Genomic DNA, 17646 nt, shown 5'->3' on the forward strand with positions numbered 1-17646 from the left:
AATTTTTCGCCTTCATTTGATGATGAAGACTACTTCAATCGTTAAGCTATAATACTTAGTGCTCAGCGACTATTATTATCATTGAGCACACATAAATATTATATTGTTTTTTTAATCTGCTCTGAGGTCATTTATTTATGAGTATCCGCCAATCAGATGTATCGGCATTACTTAATGGTTTGAACAAAAAAGCCATTGGATTCAATGATGTCATCAGCTTTATTGATGATTTTTATCGCTATGCACCTGCCCCATTTGTTAATGGTATGGTACATAATGCAGCCGGTGAGAACGAAGGCAGCGCAAAGATTTTTGGTTTTGCGAAGCACCATGGCTTGAACCAATTGGACACGCTGAGCCTATTTGGCGAACATTATGCCAAGGTTAAAGCAACACCTAACGGTAGTGACCATGCCAATATCCGCAATTTTTTACATTGGGGCTGGCAAGGATTTTTGATGCAAAAGAACCCGCTAACGGTTCGTCCTAGCGTCGATACGACTGCGTTATAATCATTTATGGTGATTTAATTATTGGTAAAATACCAAAAAGCCACGCTATATAGCGTGGCTTTTTAATGATAACTGTTTATACAGCCACTTACTGATACCTTTATTTATCACGAAACTTAACAGGCTGTACCGCGCCTTTAGGGTTTGGCATATTGGGATAATGATGCTCGTGCTCGACGTCGCATTCAGCACCAACGACAGAGCCATCGTCTTTTACTGGTTTATGAATATAACCAGTACGCTCGGCTGGTGGTAAGTGCTCATGCTCCCACACCATCACTGCTTGCATGCAGGTTTCGCGCTGCTCAGCGGTAATTTTACGACCATCAGGCCATTTACCTAGCTCAATCGCCATACGAAATTTATCAACCACTTCGGGCGTTAGACTTGCCAGTATTGTTTGTTTATCCATCTTGCCTACTCTCCACTACCATTTTTTGTATCATATTTTTGTCTAAAAGATACGCTTATTCATCGTCCATAATATCATCATCGACATCAAGACTGAATTCTTCGGCATGTACGTTCCAGTGCAGCTTTGTACGACAAGCCTCATAAAAGTCAAACCCAGGCGGATGCAACAAAGTAAGCTTATCAGGGTGCTTGCGAATATGTAGACGCTGCTCTTGCTCAAGCGGCACACTTGGCTTACCATCCGCACTAACCATTGGCTGAGTGCGATTGTCCTCGTGGATACGAATACAAACCTCACTATTGCCGCTGACCACAATCGGCCTGCTAGATAGTGTATGGGGATGCATAGGCACGAGACAAATGGCATCCATACTCGGATGAATAATAGGGCCACCACCAGACAGTGCGTAAGCGGTTGAACCTGTTGGGGTTGCTGCTATCAAGCCATCACTGTGCTGTCTATAGACATCATGACCATCAATTTTCATCTGAAAATCGATCATATGTACGGATTTACCCGCGTGCAGCACGATGTCGTTGAGCGCCATGTCTTCATGAATGATTTTGCGACCTTCTCGTATTTCCATCGTCAACAGAAATCGATGGTCCAGCTGATAGTCTCCCATCAATACTTGACGTAACTTAAACGCAGCTTCATCAGGTTTTACATCCGCCAAAAACCCTAAACGACCACGGTTCACACCCAATACAGGTACGCGGTAGCGCGCTAATGCTTCGGCGGCATGTAATATCGAACCATCACCGCCAACCACGATGACCAAGTCGCAAATCTCACCGATCAAGCCACGTTTAACGATTTTGACTTTTTCAATCTCAGTGAGATCAAGCGTTGGCAAATTGGCGGTTTGTACGTCCATTATCAACGTCAGTTTCATGTCATTGACGGTTTGGGCTATCTGTATCAGACTTTGGATAACACTACGTTTACCAGCACGGCCCATTAGACCAATACGCCTAAAGGCAGGGTTTTTGATAGCGTGGAATAGCTCTGATTCATGTAAGTGTGGCAATCTTGCTGACTGCGCTGAGTTTTCCATAAAACGACTCGGTATAACGGTGAAGTACAAGGTAATGATAGCGATAAATGCGCGCTTAGACTAGCATGTTTATGAATTATCGTTGTTAACTGTCGTAACTGACCCCATATAAAAGCCATCAAACGTCTTGTTTAGACTTATCCTGCCTGCTTAGTTTTTCGGCTGGCTATCTGGCTATACAATAGCTTGCTTGATACGCGAGCCAATAAGCAGCGTAAGGTCAAGCCGCAACGGTTGTCACGCAAACATAGTTGACAATGATGGCGGTTTTGCTAAAGTAGCTAACATTACTATTTTTATCTTTTATTATTGAGGACTTATGTATGGCCAATCCTATTGTCAGTCGCGCAGAACTTGCGATCGGCGGTGCGCCAATGACGGTCAAGGGCGTGATTCAAAAGACCAGCTTTTTACTTGGTTTATCCGCGATTACTGGTGTCGGCTTTTTCTTTTATGCGCTGATGGCTGGTTTATCGCAGGGTTTTATCACGATGGCAGCCTTGGGTAGCCTGATTGCTGCGACTATTCTCGCTGTTGTCATCACCTTTAAACCACAAAAAGCCAAAACGTTGGCAGTACCTTATGCCTTGTTAGAAGGCTTATTCTTGGGCGGCATCTCATTGTTCTTTATGAGAATGTATCCAAGTGTGCCAGTGACTGCGATGTGTGCAACATTTGTGACTGCAGCCGTCATGCTAGGACTATATCGTTCAGGTTTGATTAAAGTGACTGAAAAATTCCGCGCTATTGTAACCTCAGCTCTTTTTGCTATCATGATGGTTTATATAGCACAGTGGGTACTTTCTTTAGTGTTTGGCTCAACCCTGCCATTCCTATTTGAAGGTGGCATTATCGCTATCGGCTTTAGCTTGTTTGTCATTGTTATCGCTTCTTTCACGCTGTTGTTAGATTTCGATAATATCGATCGCGGTGTGGCGATGGGCATCTCAGAAGATTACGAATGGCTATTCAGCATTGGTATTCTTGCAACCTTAGTTTGGATGTACGTTGAATTTATGCGTCTGCTGAGCTATCTACAAGACTAACTGAAAGAGTTATTTAACAGTACTCTGTATAAAAAAACCGCCTTAACTATTTACATAGTTGAAGGCGGTTTTTTTATAGCTGAATCTTGCAGGCTTGCTTAAATTTAATTTACAAAAGAGTCAAGGCAACCGAGTGCAGATGTATATGTAATACTTTAAGCGAGGTTAACGCTGTAACTTTTTTATAGAGGATTGACTATAAATCAGCTAAGCACGTTTGAGGCGCAGCGCATTCAACACGACAAACAAAGAACTGAGCGACATACCAATCGCAGCAAGCCATGGTGGTACATATCCTAGAGCCGCTGGTATCAAGACAATACTATTATAAGCAAGCGCCCAGCGGAAATTTTGCTTAATGATACGTTCCGTTTTATCAGAGATGCGTTTTGCGGCGGTGATGGCTTCGATTTGTCCATTCAAGATAATACTGTCACTGGATACTTGTGCCAAGTCTGCGGCACCAGCTATCGAGGTGGACACATCTGCCGCTGCCAATACTGGCGCATCATTGATGCCATCACCCACCATCAGTACGACCGCACCTTTGGCTTGCAGCTGCTGAATATGATTGACTTTATCAGTCGGTGAGAGACCATTATAAGCCGCCTGCATTCCTAAACTCTCAGCCATGACCAGCGCTTGCGGGCTTGGGTCACCCGTCAACATCACAGATTCAATACCTAGCTCTTTGAGCGTATCGAGCATGGACTTAGCGCTATCCCGTATTTTGTCGTTAAAGTAAAAGCACGCCAGCGCCTGCCATTCATTGTCATCAATATTTTGACGAGATAACACGACTGCTGAGCTGGCTCGCTGTGCCACCAAGTCGATGGTTACATCATTATTTGCCTCTATATCATTGGCATTGTCCCTTGTTTTATCTAACGCAAAATCCCTATGGCCGATACGGTATACCATGCCATCAATCATCGCTTCTACACCGCCTGCTGGGTAATGTTGTACCGCTTGCGTCGATGGCAGGTGTAACTGATAGGCCGCCGTCAGTAACGCGTGAGCAATCGGATGGCGGCTCCCTACTTCTAGAGCAGCAGCAATGGCCAACAGCGTGTCTTTTTGCGCCCTTGATGATAAACCATCAGATTCGGTCTGGCTTTTTGGCGCTACCAACTCGATATTTAATAAATTTGGCTTGCCATAAGTCAGTGTGCCTGTCTTATCAAAAGCGACATGCGTGATTTCAGCCAGCGTCTGTAGCGTATGTCCACGAGTGGTCAAAAAACCATAGCTGGCCAGACGATTGGTCGAAACGGTCAAGGCAATAGGTGTCGCCAATGACAGTGCACAAGGACAAGTGGCCACCAATACTGCCACCGTCGCCCAAATGGCTTGGCTTGGATCAACAATATACCAGCCGACAAAGACCAAGACGGATAACACCAGAATACGCGCGACAAACCAACGTGCCAGCTTGTCCGCTTGCTGCGCCAGTTTGGGCTTTTCACTCATGGCGCGGTTCATCAATCGATCAATTAAGCCTATCTGGCTGTCTTTTGGCAAGGCGGTGACTAGCATCTCAAACGGCTGGCTATCGTTTTGTGCACCGCCGACAATATAATCGCCTTGGGATTTGATGATTAAATCGCCCTCACCTGTCAGCAGGCTTTGCGAGACCGTTGCTGTTGGACTCAGTAAGATGCCATCACTGATAATCTCAGAACCCGCTTCGATCAAAATGATGTCACCCACTTGCAAGCTATGAGCCGTCACCATTTGCTTTGACTTTGTATCGCCTTCAGATTGTAATGGTTCATTCGGTTGGTTTCGCGACTGCTGCCAGTCTTGAGCGATAAGTGATGTGAGCTGATAGATATTCGCATCCATCTGCTTCATAAAGTCTGGCATCGGCTCTACTGTAGCCGACTCACCTTTAGTAGTTTCACTTTCAATAAGCTCATCTTGCTGAGACTCATTTTCTTTGAGTTGCTGTAAAATACGCTTAGCAGCTGCTTTGTCTTCAGCGATTTTTTGTACCAATACTGGCTCAACCACGACCAAATCATTGGCCATGGTCGCAGCTTTTAGGCGCGCATTGTGCTCGATATAACGCCCTGCCAACAAAAAGAAAATAAACATGCTGACCGAGTCATAATACGTCTCACCTTGCCCAGTGATGGTGGCATAAAGACTGGCGAAGAAAGTGATAATCAACGCAAGACTGACGGGCACATCCATATTGACTTGGCGCGCGCGAATCGCTGACCATGCTGAGGTAAAAAAAGGAATGCCAGCATAGAAAAAAACAGGCGTACTCACAAATAGAGACACCCAGCGTAAAAAATCACGCTGAAATATCAACATGTCGCTATATTCACCAAAATAAAGCGCAACGGCATACATCATCGCCTGCATTGAACCCAGTGCAGCAATCCCAAGACGCAATAGCATTTGGTTGTTATGACGCGCCAGCATGGCTTCGTGGGTATCTTGTCGATAAGGCTTGGCTTCGTAGCCGATTTCATTGATGACCGCTAAAATGCGACTGATGGGTAATTTGTCTTCATTCCAAATGACCCGCATACGCTGGTTGGTCAAATTCACCTGACATTTACTGATGCCTTCTAGCTCATCAAGACGCGACTCAATCAACCAAGTACAGGCAGCGCATCGTAAATTGTTAACTGATAACTCAGCTACTGACAACCCATCTTGCGCATAAACGAACTGCGATTTTATCTCGTCATGATCGTAAACCTCTAGGCGCGTCAGCTGAGTGGGCAAGCTTGCCGTGCGGTTAATTTCCGAGCGGTCAAGATAATACTGCTCCAGACCAGCCTCTACAATGCTTTGAGCTGCCAATTGACAGCCCATACAACACATCTCACGTGACTGACCCAATATCTCAGTATGAAACGGTGGCTGAGGTACGGGATCACCACAGTGAAAGCAATGATCGGCCAGTGGGAGCACCAACCCTTCGGTGATAGAGTTATCTTCATAAGAATGCGTGGGGGAAGATGATACTGATGAGGGGATACTAGACATAATCGCGCTTACTTCCTTTAACAGGCTTGCTAAAAATGCATTCACTCAAAGCAAACTTGCTCTTATTGACTGTACTTCACATCGTTCAAAATAGCCGTCTTTAACAGCATTGCCATCGCTACCGCTATGAGCGCAAAGCTATTTGCAAAGCGTAGATAGAAAACCATAAGCAACAACAGCCGATTCATACAAAATACATCATGACAGCAATCGTAAATTGTTATCTTATATGGTGCTTATCTACCCGATTGAAAGTGACTGACGCTTTATGACAAGTATCGGGGTTTTCATAGAGATTATACTATAAGCAATCACTGCGAGCAGTATCATCGCTCACTGTCTACTATCAATAAATGCCTGCGTTGACGATGATAGATTGAAAAATTTGTCAATTTGCGTCATTATGAGGCAGTTTTTTATCCAAAAATGGTGCGACATCCGTGCAAAAACCTAATTACAAGTTACCAAATACCAAGTTATCAGCGTCATCTAAGTCTGCTATGCACACGCTACCCTCGCAGCAGCGCGGCTTGGTCTTTAGTAGTCTGCTATTAATTATCATCATCGCAGGCATGGTGCTGTTGGCGCTGTATTTGATCAAACTTGATCGCACCATTACTCATAAGTTTGAGGGCAAGCGCTGGGACATTCCAGCCAAAGTGTATTCTCAGCCGCTTGAGCTGTATCAAGGCGCCAATGTCGATAGAGATACGATGAAGACATGGCTAGAGTTGCTTAATTATCAAAGCAACAAAGCTTATGATCGCACGGGTACCTATCATCGGACAGGCAATACTTACTTTATTCACACGCGCGGCTTTACTTATAGCGCAAATGATAAAGATGCTGAGCAAGTCATCAAGATGACCATCGCTGGCAATAAAGTAGACTCTATCCAGAGTACCCTGCCTGCCAAAAGCGGCATTATTCGCTTAGAGCCAGTGAATATCGGTGGGATTTATCCAGACAGCAATGAAGATCGGTTGGTTGTTACCTTGGACGAAGTGCCGCAGCCGTTAATTGATGCGCTAATAGCCACCGAAGACCGCGCATTTTATGAGCATAAAGGGGTATCGATACGCGGTATCGCTCGTGCTGTCCTGAATAACTTTTCTGGTGGCTCTAGACAAGGTGGCTCGACCATCACTCAGCAGTTGATTAAAAACTTTTACCTTAATTCAGACCGTACACTCAAACGCAAAGCCAACGAAGCACTAATGGCCGTATTACTCGAACTGCATTATAGCAAGGATGAGATTTTACAGACGTATTTGAACGAGATTTACTTAGGTCAAAACGGTAAACGTTCTATCAATGGTTTTGGCTTGGCATCACAGTTTTATTTTGACAAACCACTCAACGAGCTGCGCCTTGATCAACAAGCCATGCTGGTCGGTATGGCAAAAGGCCCAAGTATTTATAATCCACGCCGCCATCCAAACGATTCAAAAGCACGCCGTGATGTGGTACTTGGTAATATGCTGGCCGTTGGCTCACTGAGTCAAGAAGATTACGATAAAGCGTTAAAGCAGTCACTTGATATTATGGATAAGCCGACTGAAGGCAAAAGCCAGTTCCCTGACTTTTTGGATATCGTCAAACGTGAGCTGAATACCGTTTATTATTCCGATGACCTCAAAAACGAAGGTCTCATCATTATCAGCACCTTAGATCCTATCGCTCAATTGGCAGCTGACAAGGCCGTTGATAAAAAACTTGGTGAGCTACGCCGTAAAAGTAGCAAAACCAAAAATCTGCAAGGGGCTTTGGTGAGTGCCAATCCTGAGACTGGCGAGCTGGTCTCTGTGGTCGGTAGTGGCAGTGAATTTACTGGCTTTAACCGTGCTGTCGATGCCAAGCGCCAAGTGGGTTCTTTGTTGAAACCTATCATTTATATGACAGCGCTTGAAAGCGGACGCTACAACCTAGCCAGTTCGGTCGATGATTCACCGATTACTGTGAATCTGGGTGATGGTAGCAAATGGAACCCTAAAAACTACGACAATCGTGACCATGGCTATGTACCATTTACCAGCGCCTTGTCAAAGTCTTATAACCAAGCGACGGTACGCTTAGGTATGGAATTCGGGGTCAACACCTTTGTTAAGCAACTACAACGCATGGGGATTAAAGAAAAAATACCACCATATCCGTCAGCATTGTTAGGCTCTGTCAACCTTAGCCCGATGGACATGCTTGGCATTTACCAAGTCTTTGCGACTGGCGGCTTCCGCACCCCTATTCATAGTATTCGTACTGTCATTGATGATCGCGGCCGTATCTTGCAACGTACTGGGCTAAATACTCAACGTAGTATCCCGCCCGAAACCAACTATTTGACAAACTACGCGCTACAGCAAGTGGTGTCAAACGGGACAGCCAGACGTGCTCAATCGCTTGGTAGCAACTTAAATCTTGCAGGAAAAACGGGGACGACGAACGACTACCGTGATGCGTGGTTTGCAGGCTATAGTGGTAACTATGTCAGTGTTGTTTGGGTTGGCCGTGATGACAATAAACCCATTGGCCTGAGCGGTGGTACTGGTGCATTGCCAGTTTGGGTGGATTATATGAAACAGCTAAAACTCACTCCCGTTGCCCTACCAGAGCCTGAAGGTATCGAATGGCTATGGTTAGAGAACAACTCAGGTAAGCTGTCTAATGAACGCTGTGCCGATGCTCGCTACTTACCAGTGATGTCAGCTCATTTGCCAGAAGAGGCCAGTAGTTGTGCGCTTAGCCTGTACCAACAAGACCGCGCTCGTGAACAAACACAATTTCAAAATCAGCAAAACGCTATGAACCAACAGCGTCGCCGCGAAGGTTTAGAGATTCCAAATGGTGAAGCCGTGGACTCTGGTAGCTCAGAAGGCGGCAATGATCAAAATAATGGTGATGACCAAGATAATGCTGATACTTGGTATGACCGTGCCGTTGAATGGTTCTAACATTGCTTTTAATAGTTAAAAAAAGGTTTTAACATGATGGTGTCATCTTTAAGGACAACTGCTTTTGTAAAACAAACAATGACGCAGTGGCGTAAAAAACTCATGTCGGCCAATACTGTGCTTGCAAGCAGTGCGATAATTGGCATGCTGAGCCTAAGTGCTTGTCAGACGGCACCCAGCACGTCGACGACGATGAAAACACCACCCGTTCAAACGATGCCACCATCACAGTCAACAACGCAAGCAACGGCGCCTGCTACTCAAACGCCTGTTATTGAGGCCGACGATGATAGTAATTATCCCGTTGAGCCTTATGATGCTGTTGAGCAGTCCGAATCATCAAATCCGTTCACGGAGGAGATGCCTGTATTCGCTCCTCCTGCTCCAGAATTAACACAACCTGATGCCATTATCATTGCGCCTTCTCGCAATGACTATATAATCTCTGAGCCATCGATACCCTCACACAATGAGCTACTAGAACATGCTAGAAGGAACTCGCAGCAACGGACGCAACAAGCGGCAGGCAACAATAGCAACTTACCCGCCTTTCGCAATCTGATGCAAGTGGGCATCAGCCAACTAAAAGCAGGTAATCTCACCAATGCGGAAGGCAGCTTTACGCGTGCACAGCGTTTGGCACCTAAATCGTCGGCGGTGTACTTCTATTTGGCACAAGTGGCGTTGAAGAAGAACCAGCCTCGCAAAGCAGAAGCAATGGCACGCCGTGGTCTTAGCGTCTCTCAAAATGCCAATCGTCGGCGAGCGCTATGGCAAATCATTTTGCAGTCAGGACAAGCTCAAGGCAACTCGCGCGTGATCAATGAAGCAAAACAGGCATTGCGCTAGTCGTTGCCTATTTTCACGCTAATGAATGTTAGATTCATTGGTTGAGATACATTTATTTTTATTTTCGCTTAAGGTTATTTTTATGGCATGGCAACAACTACATTTACAATGTGAAAAATCAAACGTCGACTTGGCTGAAGCGCTTTTGTTAGAAGCAGGCGCACTATCAATTGCCCTAGACGATGCAGGCGACCAGCCTTTGTTTGAGCCACTACCAGGCGAATCACCGCTTTGGGACGAGGTGATATTAACAGGATTGTTTGACGCCACTACTGATACTGGTAGTCGTCAGGCTGTCGAGCAATTAAGCCATGAAATCGCAGCGCAAGTGCATGCGACTCGTATGTGGCTAAGTGCGGTTGAGGATAAAGATTGGGAACGTGAATGGATGAGTAACTATCATCCTATCGAGTGTGCAAATGATCTATGGATCGTACCTGATTGGCTGACGTCGCCCAACCCTGATGCAACTAATATCATCATGGACCCAGGCTTAGCATTTGGTACAGGCTATCATGCGACGACTCGCTTATGTCTGGACTGGCTCACAGAACAAGACCTAACGGACAAAGTGGTGATCGATTATGGTTGTGGCTCAGGCATCTTAGGTATTGCCGCTTTATTGTTGGGTGCGCGTCAAGTGTATGCAGTCGACATTGACCCACAAGCGGTACTCGCCACCAATCAAAACGCGGTACGTAATCATGTTGGCAATCGCTTGCAAGCATTCTTACCAGAAGACTTCACAGATTACTGCTCACAGCAGGATGTGTTGCCTGTAGAAGTCATCGTCGCCAATATTTTAGCAAAACCGCTCATTGGCTTGGCGCCCTACTTTGCGACGTTGATTGCACCGAAAGGTCGGATTGTATTGGCAGGTCTAATAGAATCGCAAACCGAACAAGTGACCGCCGCTTATCAGCCTTATTTTGCACTTGATCCAAAACATGCTTTTACCGCACAAGAAGATCAACATTGGCAGCGTCTATCTGGTACATTTACTAGCTAGCAACATTTGATTACATCTGTTACGATAGAGGGCAGTCAAATGTTATGTATTTGACGCCACTCTGTCTTTGCCCATGATTCATCAGAATCACAAAAGTACAATTGAGTATTATAGGCAGCTATTGGTGAGTGGCTAAGCGGTATTGATAACCATACTTTTTTGGATTCACCTCTATGACCACGCCAATAAAAACCCAGTGTCCTCATTGCCAGACTTGCTTTAAAGTGCAACAAACGCAATTAAATAAAGTGAATGCGACCATCTGCTGTGATCAATGCCAGCAAAGTTTTTTGGTCAATAAGCATCTCATTGTGAACTTTGATATTCCGCATAAGCCTACAAGCCAAATAGACATTACCCATCAAGAAGAAGGGCGTTCTGAACTCGATTCAAACGATTCCCTTGCCAGTCCTAGCAATACCCATCACAAGTCTCATGGTATATCGAGCACATCTCGATCATCACTCCATAAAACCCGATCATCGGGGACTTTGATTCATGATGACTTAATCTATGATGATATGGATGTCGATGAACCAGAAGAGAATGCGCTAGAGTACGACTCGTTAGACAGTATGGATGCTTGGTTGACTCAAGCTAGCAATGCCAACGCTGCCATAGCAATAATAGACAAACCACAAGACACTCACTCCAAAAAAACCAATTCATCAACTCAAGACGTACTTAGCTCGGCGGCTGCCAACGATATTCATGCAAATATTGATAGTACTGATGACAACTCGTGGCTAGAAAAACTTTTAGAAGAGCAAAATAAATACGAAGAAACACCGCCAGATGATACAAATCTATCACAGCTCCTGCTTGATATGGGCGTTCCCATTCAAGATGAGGGCATCTCAGCTGAAGAACGTGCAAGAAAAACGCAGTTACAGTTTACTCCGACGCCAACGACACGTTCGATCGCTTCATTATTATGGATGTTAGGCTGCCTAGTATTGGCACTCCTACTGGCTGCACAATACGTCATTTTCAACCTAGAGACCTTAATCAAAAACCCTTCATACGCGCAGCGCTTGCAAGCAATATGTGCAGTCGCTGCTTGTAGTTTGCCAAGTGCAGATTTGGCAGCGCTGACCATCACCAAGCCTCATCACAAGAGCAGTCGGATTAAGGCGGGTGGTACGTTCAGTGACATAAGTGCGACCTTGGGCAATGGAAGCACGCAAGCTCAGATATACCCAAATATAAAAGTCAGTGTGTATGGTGCTAATGATCTCATTGGAGAATTTATTGCCGCACCAAACGATTATTTATTAGGGAAACAAGGCCATCTAGCCGCTAATATGGATAGGACGCTACTACTTACTATTCCTGTAGCCAATGCACAGATTCGCGAAATCACGATGACCGCGCTTTATTGAGTTGGTTTTTCATAAACAGATAAACTTTTGTAGAAAATACGTCGTACATTCATTTTCAATGCATATCGTGGCAGCCAAGATAACGATGAATCTGTCAGTGCTAAACGATATTAATTTGATATACTATGGCTCTAACCCCTTACGGTCAGACTCTTTTTTCATCTCAAGGATATTATTTTATGGCACCTCATGCACAGCATAATGCCAATCATTTTGCTAAAAGCTCTGAGCACCCTGCCGATTATAATAAAGAAAACTATCACCCTCCTGCGCACAGCTTTAGTTTTGCTGCTGATAGCGATACAAGCAGTGCTCAGCAGCCGTTACGGGTACATGTAGAGCGCGTGGTACGTCAATATTTTGCGATGCTAGGCGATGAGACGCCTACTGATTTGTACGAGCTTATCTTAAAGCAAATCGAAGAGCCGCTTTTATCAGTCGTCCTAGAAAAAACCAGAGGCAATCAGACCAAATGTGCGCAAATCCTAGGTCTAAATCGGGGTACTTTACGCAAAAAACTTAAAACGTACGATTTAATGTAGCATGGCTATATGAGCTCACCCATCATCATTGACTATCACTATGTATGGCAATTGAATGTTCGTCGCTTTATCTATCATGATACGGTACACAATTGTTGTTATCATCACCTTGCCAGACGTTTACGTCAGGCTTTTTTTATGGAAGATTTCTTATGAGTACAACCCCTCTTGCTCTACTATCGGTCTCCGATAAATCTAATATCGTCGAGTTTGCTCAAGGCCTTATTAAAGCAGGCTTTGGCTTGCTATCTACTGGCGGTACTTATCGGTTACTCACAGAAAACAACGTCGCGGTGACGGAAGTATCGGATTACACAGGTTTTCCTGAAATGATGGATGGCCGTGTTAAAACACTACATCCTAAAATTCATGGTGGTATCTTAGGGCGCCGTGGAACGGACGATGCAATCATGAGTGATCATGCGATCGAACGTATTGACTTAGTTGTCGTGAATCTATATCCGTTTGCTGAGACGATTGCACGTGCTGATGTGACTATGAACGATGCCATCGAAAACATCGACATTGGCGGCCCTACCATGGTGCGTTCAGCTGCCAAAAATCATGCTCATGTGGGTATCGTGACTGATCCGGCTGATTATGACCGCGTCCTTACCGCCTTAAATGGCGGCACTGAACTGACGACTGCGTTACGTTATGACTTAGCAGTGAAGGCTTTTGAGCATACGGCACAGTACGATGGTATGATTGCAAACTTCTTGGGTAGCCGTGTCAACGAAACTCAAGAACCAGAGAACTTCCCACGTACATTCAATGTACAGCTTGAAAAAGCACAAGACCTACGCTACGGTGAAAACCCACATCAAAACGCTGCTTTTTATACTGAAAACCAGCCACTAAAAAGCCAACAGGCTTCTATTGCTACTGCTAAGCAATTACAGGGCAAAGCTCTGTCTTATAACAATATTGCTGATACCGACGCTGCCCTTGAGTGTGTTAAAGCCTTTAGCACCCCTGCTTGCGTTATCGTCAAGCATGCCAATCCTTGCGGTGTCGCGGTTGATAGTGACCAAGTTTCGGCTTATCGTACTGCTTTTAGCACTGATCCTGAATCATCTTTTGGCGGTATCATCGCATTCAACCGTCCGTTAACGCTTGCTGCTGCAAAAGCCATTATCGACAATCAATTTGTAGAAGTAATCATTGCGCCTAGTATCGAAGACGGTGTACTTGAAGCGACAGCTACTAAGAAAAACGTACGTGTCTTGGTATGCGGCGAGCTACCAGCACCCGATCAGCGCGATATCCAACTTGACTATAAGCGCGTCAACGGTGGCCTACTGGTACAAGAGCAAGACCTTGGCTTAATCACTGCCAATGACCTAAAAATCGTCACTGACGTACAACCAACTGAAGCACAGATTGCAGATTTATTGTTCAGCTGGAACGTGGCAAAGTATGTCAAATCTAATGCCATTGTCTATGCCAAAGGTCAACGTACTATCGGTGTTGGCGCAGGTCAAATGAGCCGTGTTAATTCAGCACGTATCGCTGCTATCAAAGCAGAGCATGCTGGACTAGCCACAGAAGGTGCTGTTATGGCATCAGATGCATTCTTTCCGTTCCGTGATGGCATCGACAATGCTGCTGAAGTAGGCATCTCTGCTATCATTCAGCCCGGTGGCTCTATGCGTGATGACGAAACCATTGCTGCTGCTAATGAGCATGGTATCGCGATGGTATTCACGGGCATGCGCCATTTCCGCCATTAAGCTGTGTCGTATCACTTTGAAAACTGGCATTAATAGCTGTACAAATTTTCATGTCACTGTTAATGCTACATTCTTATGATAAAAGCAATATCCATTAAAAAAGCCACTATAAATAGTGGCTTTTTTATACGTCAAATTTAATAAGGGTATTTAGAAGATACAATTTAACAAGTTTGTTGTATTGTCCTTAATATCCTTATCTCTAGCGTCCTTGTGCATTTGCCATATTGGCTTCATTAATCTCAACCTTATATACCAAACGCAGATAATCTAAGTAGTCTTGCAACTGATCTTGACCCAAATTATCACGAATGATACCGGCTGTTTGTGCTCTTTGCATATCAGACAGCGGTGACTGCTGCTCAGTTCTGATACGATCTCCAACCAATAGCGTTGCACCCATCTCAGTCTCACTAGCAATGGCAACAACACCATTATCAGCCGCTTGCTGACTAAATGCCAACCCGCGTTCTTTGTCTGTTAGCTGTGTCGTTTGACGATTGATCTCACCCAATGCTTGGAAGCTTATCGTCTGCTTACTGATGTCAGCTGACGTCTTAATACCAGCTGCCAATGCTTTAGCATCTGTTAAAGCTAATGCTGTCGCTTTCTGCTGACGTAATATTTGAGTGATTCTTGGGGTTGCATTCGCCAAAGTAAGCGTCTTAGTAGGGCGATAATTGCTTGGCTGTAACCATACTGTACCGTTACCAACTTCCACGCCCGCCGTTACCGCTTGATCTTGAATGGTAAACTCATCAAAAGCTTGTTTAACGACTGCTGGTTGCGGTAATGCTGATTTATTGTTTTCTTTACGATAATCTTTGAGACGCTTCAAAGTTACGTTTTCTTGTTGCGCAATATCTTCAATACTAAAGCCATCTGCGGCCAAATCATTGATCGACGTCACTTTATCAGCATAGATTTCCTGACGCTTATACTCTTTTGCTTTTGCTGTCAGCGCTTCACGCATACTATCAAGGCTTGGAATCTTTTCGCCATTGTCTTCAGTGACCGTAAATATTTGATAACCAAAGCTGGTCTTGATAGGTGCTGTCACATCGCCAACGCTTAACCCTTCTAACGCCTTCTGCACAGTATCTGCATCACTGCCAAACACTGATGGGTTGAAACGTCCGATATCACCACCTGTTTCTCCTGATGGATCATCCGACTCTGCTTTAGCCAATGCAGCAAAAGCTTCTCCTTTATTTAGTCGAGCTTTCACTTTGTCTGCTCGTGCCTTGGCCTCTTTACCAGTCAAGAGAATTTGACTGACTTTACGCTCGTCAGTCGCAGCGATACCTTGTTTGTAGGCTTCATACTGCTGCTGCAAATCTTCTGCTGTTACGTCATCAACCTTAATGGTTTGCGGGCTAAGCTGGATATAAGCCAAGTCAACCATGGCTGCACTTTTCAGCGTGTCTTTATTGGCATCATAATAGGACTGAATATCTGCTTTGCTCAACTTAACCTTGTCAGCATAGTCTTGCCAATTAAAACGATGTACCCAGATATTACGCGACTCAAGCTGTAAATCAATCAATTGACTGACCGCTTGCATAGGATAAACGGCTGTACCAACGATACTGGCATTCAATTGATCCAAGCTTAACTGATTGCGAAATTCTGTAAACAGCTGGTTTTTGGTCATGCCACGCTGGCGCAAGAAGCTCGCAAACTGATCATTCGAAAAATCACCCTCTGCATCTTGAAATATTTCTTCTTGACGCAGCAGACGGTTAATCGTGTCGTCAGAGACTGTCATGCCAAGCTTGCCTGCTTGCTGCTCTAATAAAGTACGGTCAATTAAACCCTTTAATACTTGCTCATGAAGCACATCTTCGTTCAATAAGCTGGCATCTTCGACTTGCTCTAGCACCTCAGTACGACGGCTATTGACAGCAGTTTGATATTCGGACAGTCCTACGCTTGCCTCACCTACCTGAGCAATCTGGTTGGGATCGACGTTGCCGCCAAAATAGCTTTCGACGCCCAATAGAGCGAGCGGCGATAGGCATAAAATCAATAAAATGCGACCTGGCCAGCTTTTTAAGAAATCGCGCAATTTATCCATAGTTATCTCTGCTTTATTAACCTATATTGATGAAAAACCATTGTAATACTATTATTGATATCAGTGCTATCTAAGCTGGCAATGGTAAGAGTAAGGGCGTATGCATTTTATAGTAAAAAATAAAACTTACTAAAGAAATTTGACTTAAATGACGCACCTATCGCGCGCCCTATGATACGTGATTTTTCACGTAGACTCAAAATATTCACGATGTATGAGACAAACTATAGCGATAAAAAAAAGCACCTAAATATTAGGTGCTTTCTTTGATGGCTGGCTTATAACATCAGCTACAAGCCACCCACTATCATTTTGCTCTTAGCAAAGCGGCTTAGTTCAAGCGCTCTTTTAAGTTTTTACCAGCTTTGAAGCTTGGTACTTTGCTTGCTGGAATGCTTAGCTCTTCGCCAGTCTTAGGGTTACGACCAGTGCGTGCTTTGCGATCTTTCACACTAAAAGTACCAAAGCCAACTAATGAGATGCTATCGCCAGCTTCTAGCGCTTCGCCAACACTTTCCATAACAGCATTTAACGCATCACCAGCTTGGGTTTTGTTTAGACCACTTTTGTCTGCAATGCTATCAATTAATTCTGACTTATTCATAAAATTTCCTTCAAGTTTAAGGGAGTAATAAATGCTCACGCCAAGTATTGTAACGCTCTCATGGTGCTTACGCAATAAAAACTACTTAACTGGCGTATTAACAGGTTCTTCTTTGTTATCGTCTTTATATCAAGGCAGCATAAGGAGCGCAAGCGATTTTACATATTTTTGCGCTCTGCACTACGTATTTGACACCTAATGTTACGCAAAGCGTCAATAATCGCTATATAAGCCAGCGTATTTAACTGAGAGGATTGGCTTATATGGTTTCTAGGCGTTAGAAAAGTTATCATTTACCGTCTAGGCATTGCGACTCATGAGGCCCGTACATTGCGAGTCACAGATAATCATGTCTTTGTTGACTGCCAAATTGTAATGTAATACTTTAGCCACTACAGAAACTAGCGTTACTTTTTATTATAAAGACGTTACTATAAGCAAAATATCACTGCAAATCTTGCTTAAT

At 44.4% G+C, this 17646-nt stretch carries 13 protein-coding genes; 8 read left to right on the forward strand and 5 right to left on the reverse strand.

Annotated features, from left to right (window positions below; translation table 11 throughout):
- Positions 1 to 137 precede the first annotated feature (137 nt).
- Positions 138 to 512: a HopJ type III effector protein gene (locus tag QL982_RS00080; RefSeq protein ID WP_290164468.1), complete on the forward strand. Its 375-nt coding sequence runs from the start codon at positions 138 to 140 to the stop codon at positions 510 to 512.
- 100 nt (positions 513 to 612) lie between these two features.
- Here QL982_RS00080 and QL982_RS00085 read toward each other — a convergent pair whose 3' ends face one another.
- Together QL982_RS00085 and QL982_RS00090 are read right to left on the reverse strand one after the other, a co-directional pair.
- A complete protein-coding gene (locus QL982_RS00085; RefSeq protein ID WP_057759241.1) occupies positions 613 to 924 on the reverse strand; it encodes a DUF1315 family protein in 312 nt (103 codons plus the stop codon).
- Between the two features lie 55 nt (positions 925 to 979).
- Entirely contained in the window at positions 980 to 1984 is a 1005-nt protein-coding gene (locus QL982_RS00090) for an NAD(+) kinase (protein WP_290164470.1), read from the reverse strand.
- 323 nt (positions 1985 to 2307) lie between these two features.
- Here QL982_RS00090 and QL982_RS00095 point away from each other — a divergent pair, with 323 nt between their 5' ends.
- Positions 2308 to 3030, forward strand: coding sequence for a Bax inhibitor-1/YccA family protein (locus QL982_RS00095; protein ID WP_290164471.1), 723 nt, complete (start codon positions 2308 to 2310; stop codon positions 3028 to 3030).
- A 207-nt stretch (positions 3031 to 3237) separates the two neighbouring features.
- Here the strand turns inward: QL982_RS00095 and QL982_RS00100 are convergent, their stop codons facing one another.
- Positions 3238 to 6036, reverse strand: a complete 2799-nt coding sequence (locus QL982_RS00100) for a heavy metal translocating P-type ATPase (protein WP_290164472.1) — start codon at positions 6034 to 6036, stop codon at positions 3238 to 3240.
- A 500-nt stretch (positions 6037 to 6536) separates the two neighbouring features.
- Here QL982_RS00100 and mrcB point away from each other — a divergent pair, with 500 nt between their 5' ends.
- The 6 genes from mrcB (at position 6537) to purH (ending at position 14499) form a co-directional block, all read left to right on the forward strand.
- Positions 6537 to 8984: a penicillin-binding protein 1B gene (gene mrcB / locus QL982_RS00105; protein ID WP_290164487.1), complete on the forward strand. Its 2448-nt coding sequence runs from the start codon at positions 6537 to 6539 to the stop codon at positions 8982 to 8984.
- A gap of 33 nt (positions 8985 to 9017) precedes the next feature.
- Positions 9018 to 9833, forward strand: a complete 816-nt coding sequence (locus tag QL982_RS00110; RefSeq protein WP_290190103.1) for a tetratricopeptide repeat protein — start codon at positions 9018 to 9020, stop codon at positions 9831 to 9833.
- A gap of 82 nt (positions 9834 to 9915) precedes the next feature.
- Complete coding sequence (gene prmA / locus QL982_RS00115) at positions 9916 to 10842, forward strand: 50S ribosomal protein L11 methyltransferase (RefSeq protein WP_290164476.1); 927 nt, start codon at positions 9916 to 9918, stop codon at positions 10840 to 10842.
- Positions 10843 to 11015: 173 nt separating this feature from the next.
- Positions 11016 to 12224, forward strand: coding sequence for a DUF3426 domain-containing protein (locus QL982_RS00120; protein ID WP_290164477.1), 1209 nt, complete (start codon positions 11016 to 11018; stop codon positions 12222 to 12224).
- A 179-nt stretch (positions 12225 to 12403) separates the two neighbouring features.
- Positions 12404 to 12766, forward strand: coding sequence for a DNA-binding transcriptional regulator Fis (fis, locus tag QL982_RS00125; protein WP_290164479.1), 363 nt, complete (start codon positions 12404 to 12406; stop codon positions 12764 to 12766).
- Positions 12767 to 12918: 152 nt separating this feature from the next.
- Complete coding sequence (gene purH, locus QL982_RS00130) at positions 12919 to 14499, forward strand: bifunctional phosphoribosylaminoimidazolecarboxamide formyltransferase/IMP cyclohydrolase (protein ID WP_290164480.1); 1581 nt, start codon at positions 12919 to 12921, stop codon at positions 14497 to 14499.
- Between the two features lie 202 nt (positions 14500 to 14701).
- Here purH and QL982_RS00135 read toward each other — a convergent pair whose 3' ends face one another.
- A complete protein-coding gene (locus QL982_RS00135) occupies positions 14702 to 16576 on the reverse strand; it encodes a SurA N-terminal domain-containing protein (protein WP_290190104.1) in 1875 nt (624 codons plus the stop codon).
- Between the two features lie 331 nt (positions 16577 to 16907).
- A complete protein-coding gene (locus tag QL982_RS00140; protein ID WP_045445077.1) occupies positions 16908 to 17180 on the reverse strand; it encodes an HU family DNA-binding protein in 273 nt (90 codons plus the stop codon).
- Positions 17181 to 17646: the final 466 nt, after the last annotated feature.

The sequence above is a fragment of the Psychrobacter sp. 5A.1 genome, from assembly GCF_030407455.1.
Classification (GTDB): domain Bacteria; phylum Pseudomonadota; class Gammaproteobacteria; order Pseudomonadales; family Moraxellaceae; genus Psychrobacter.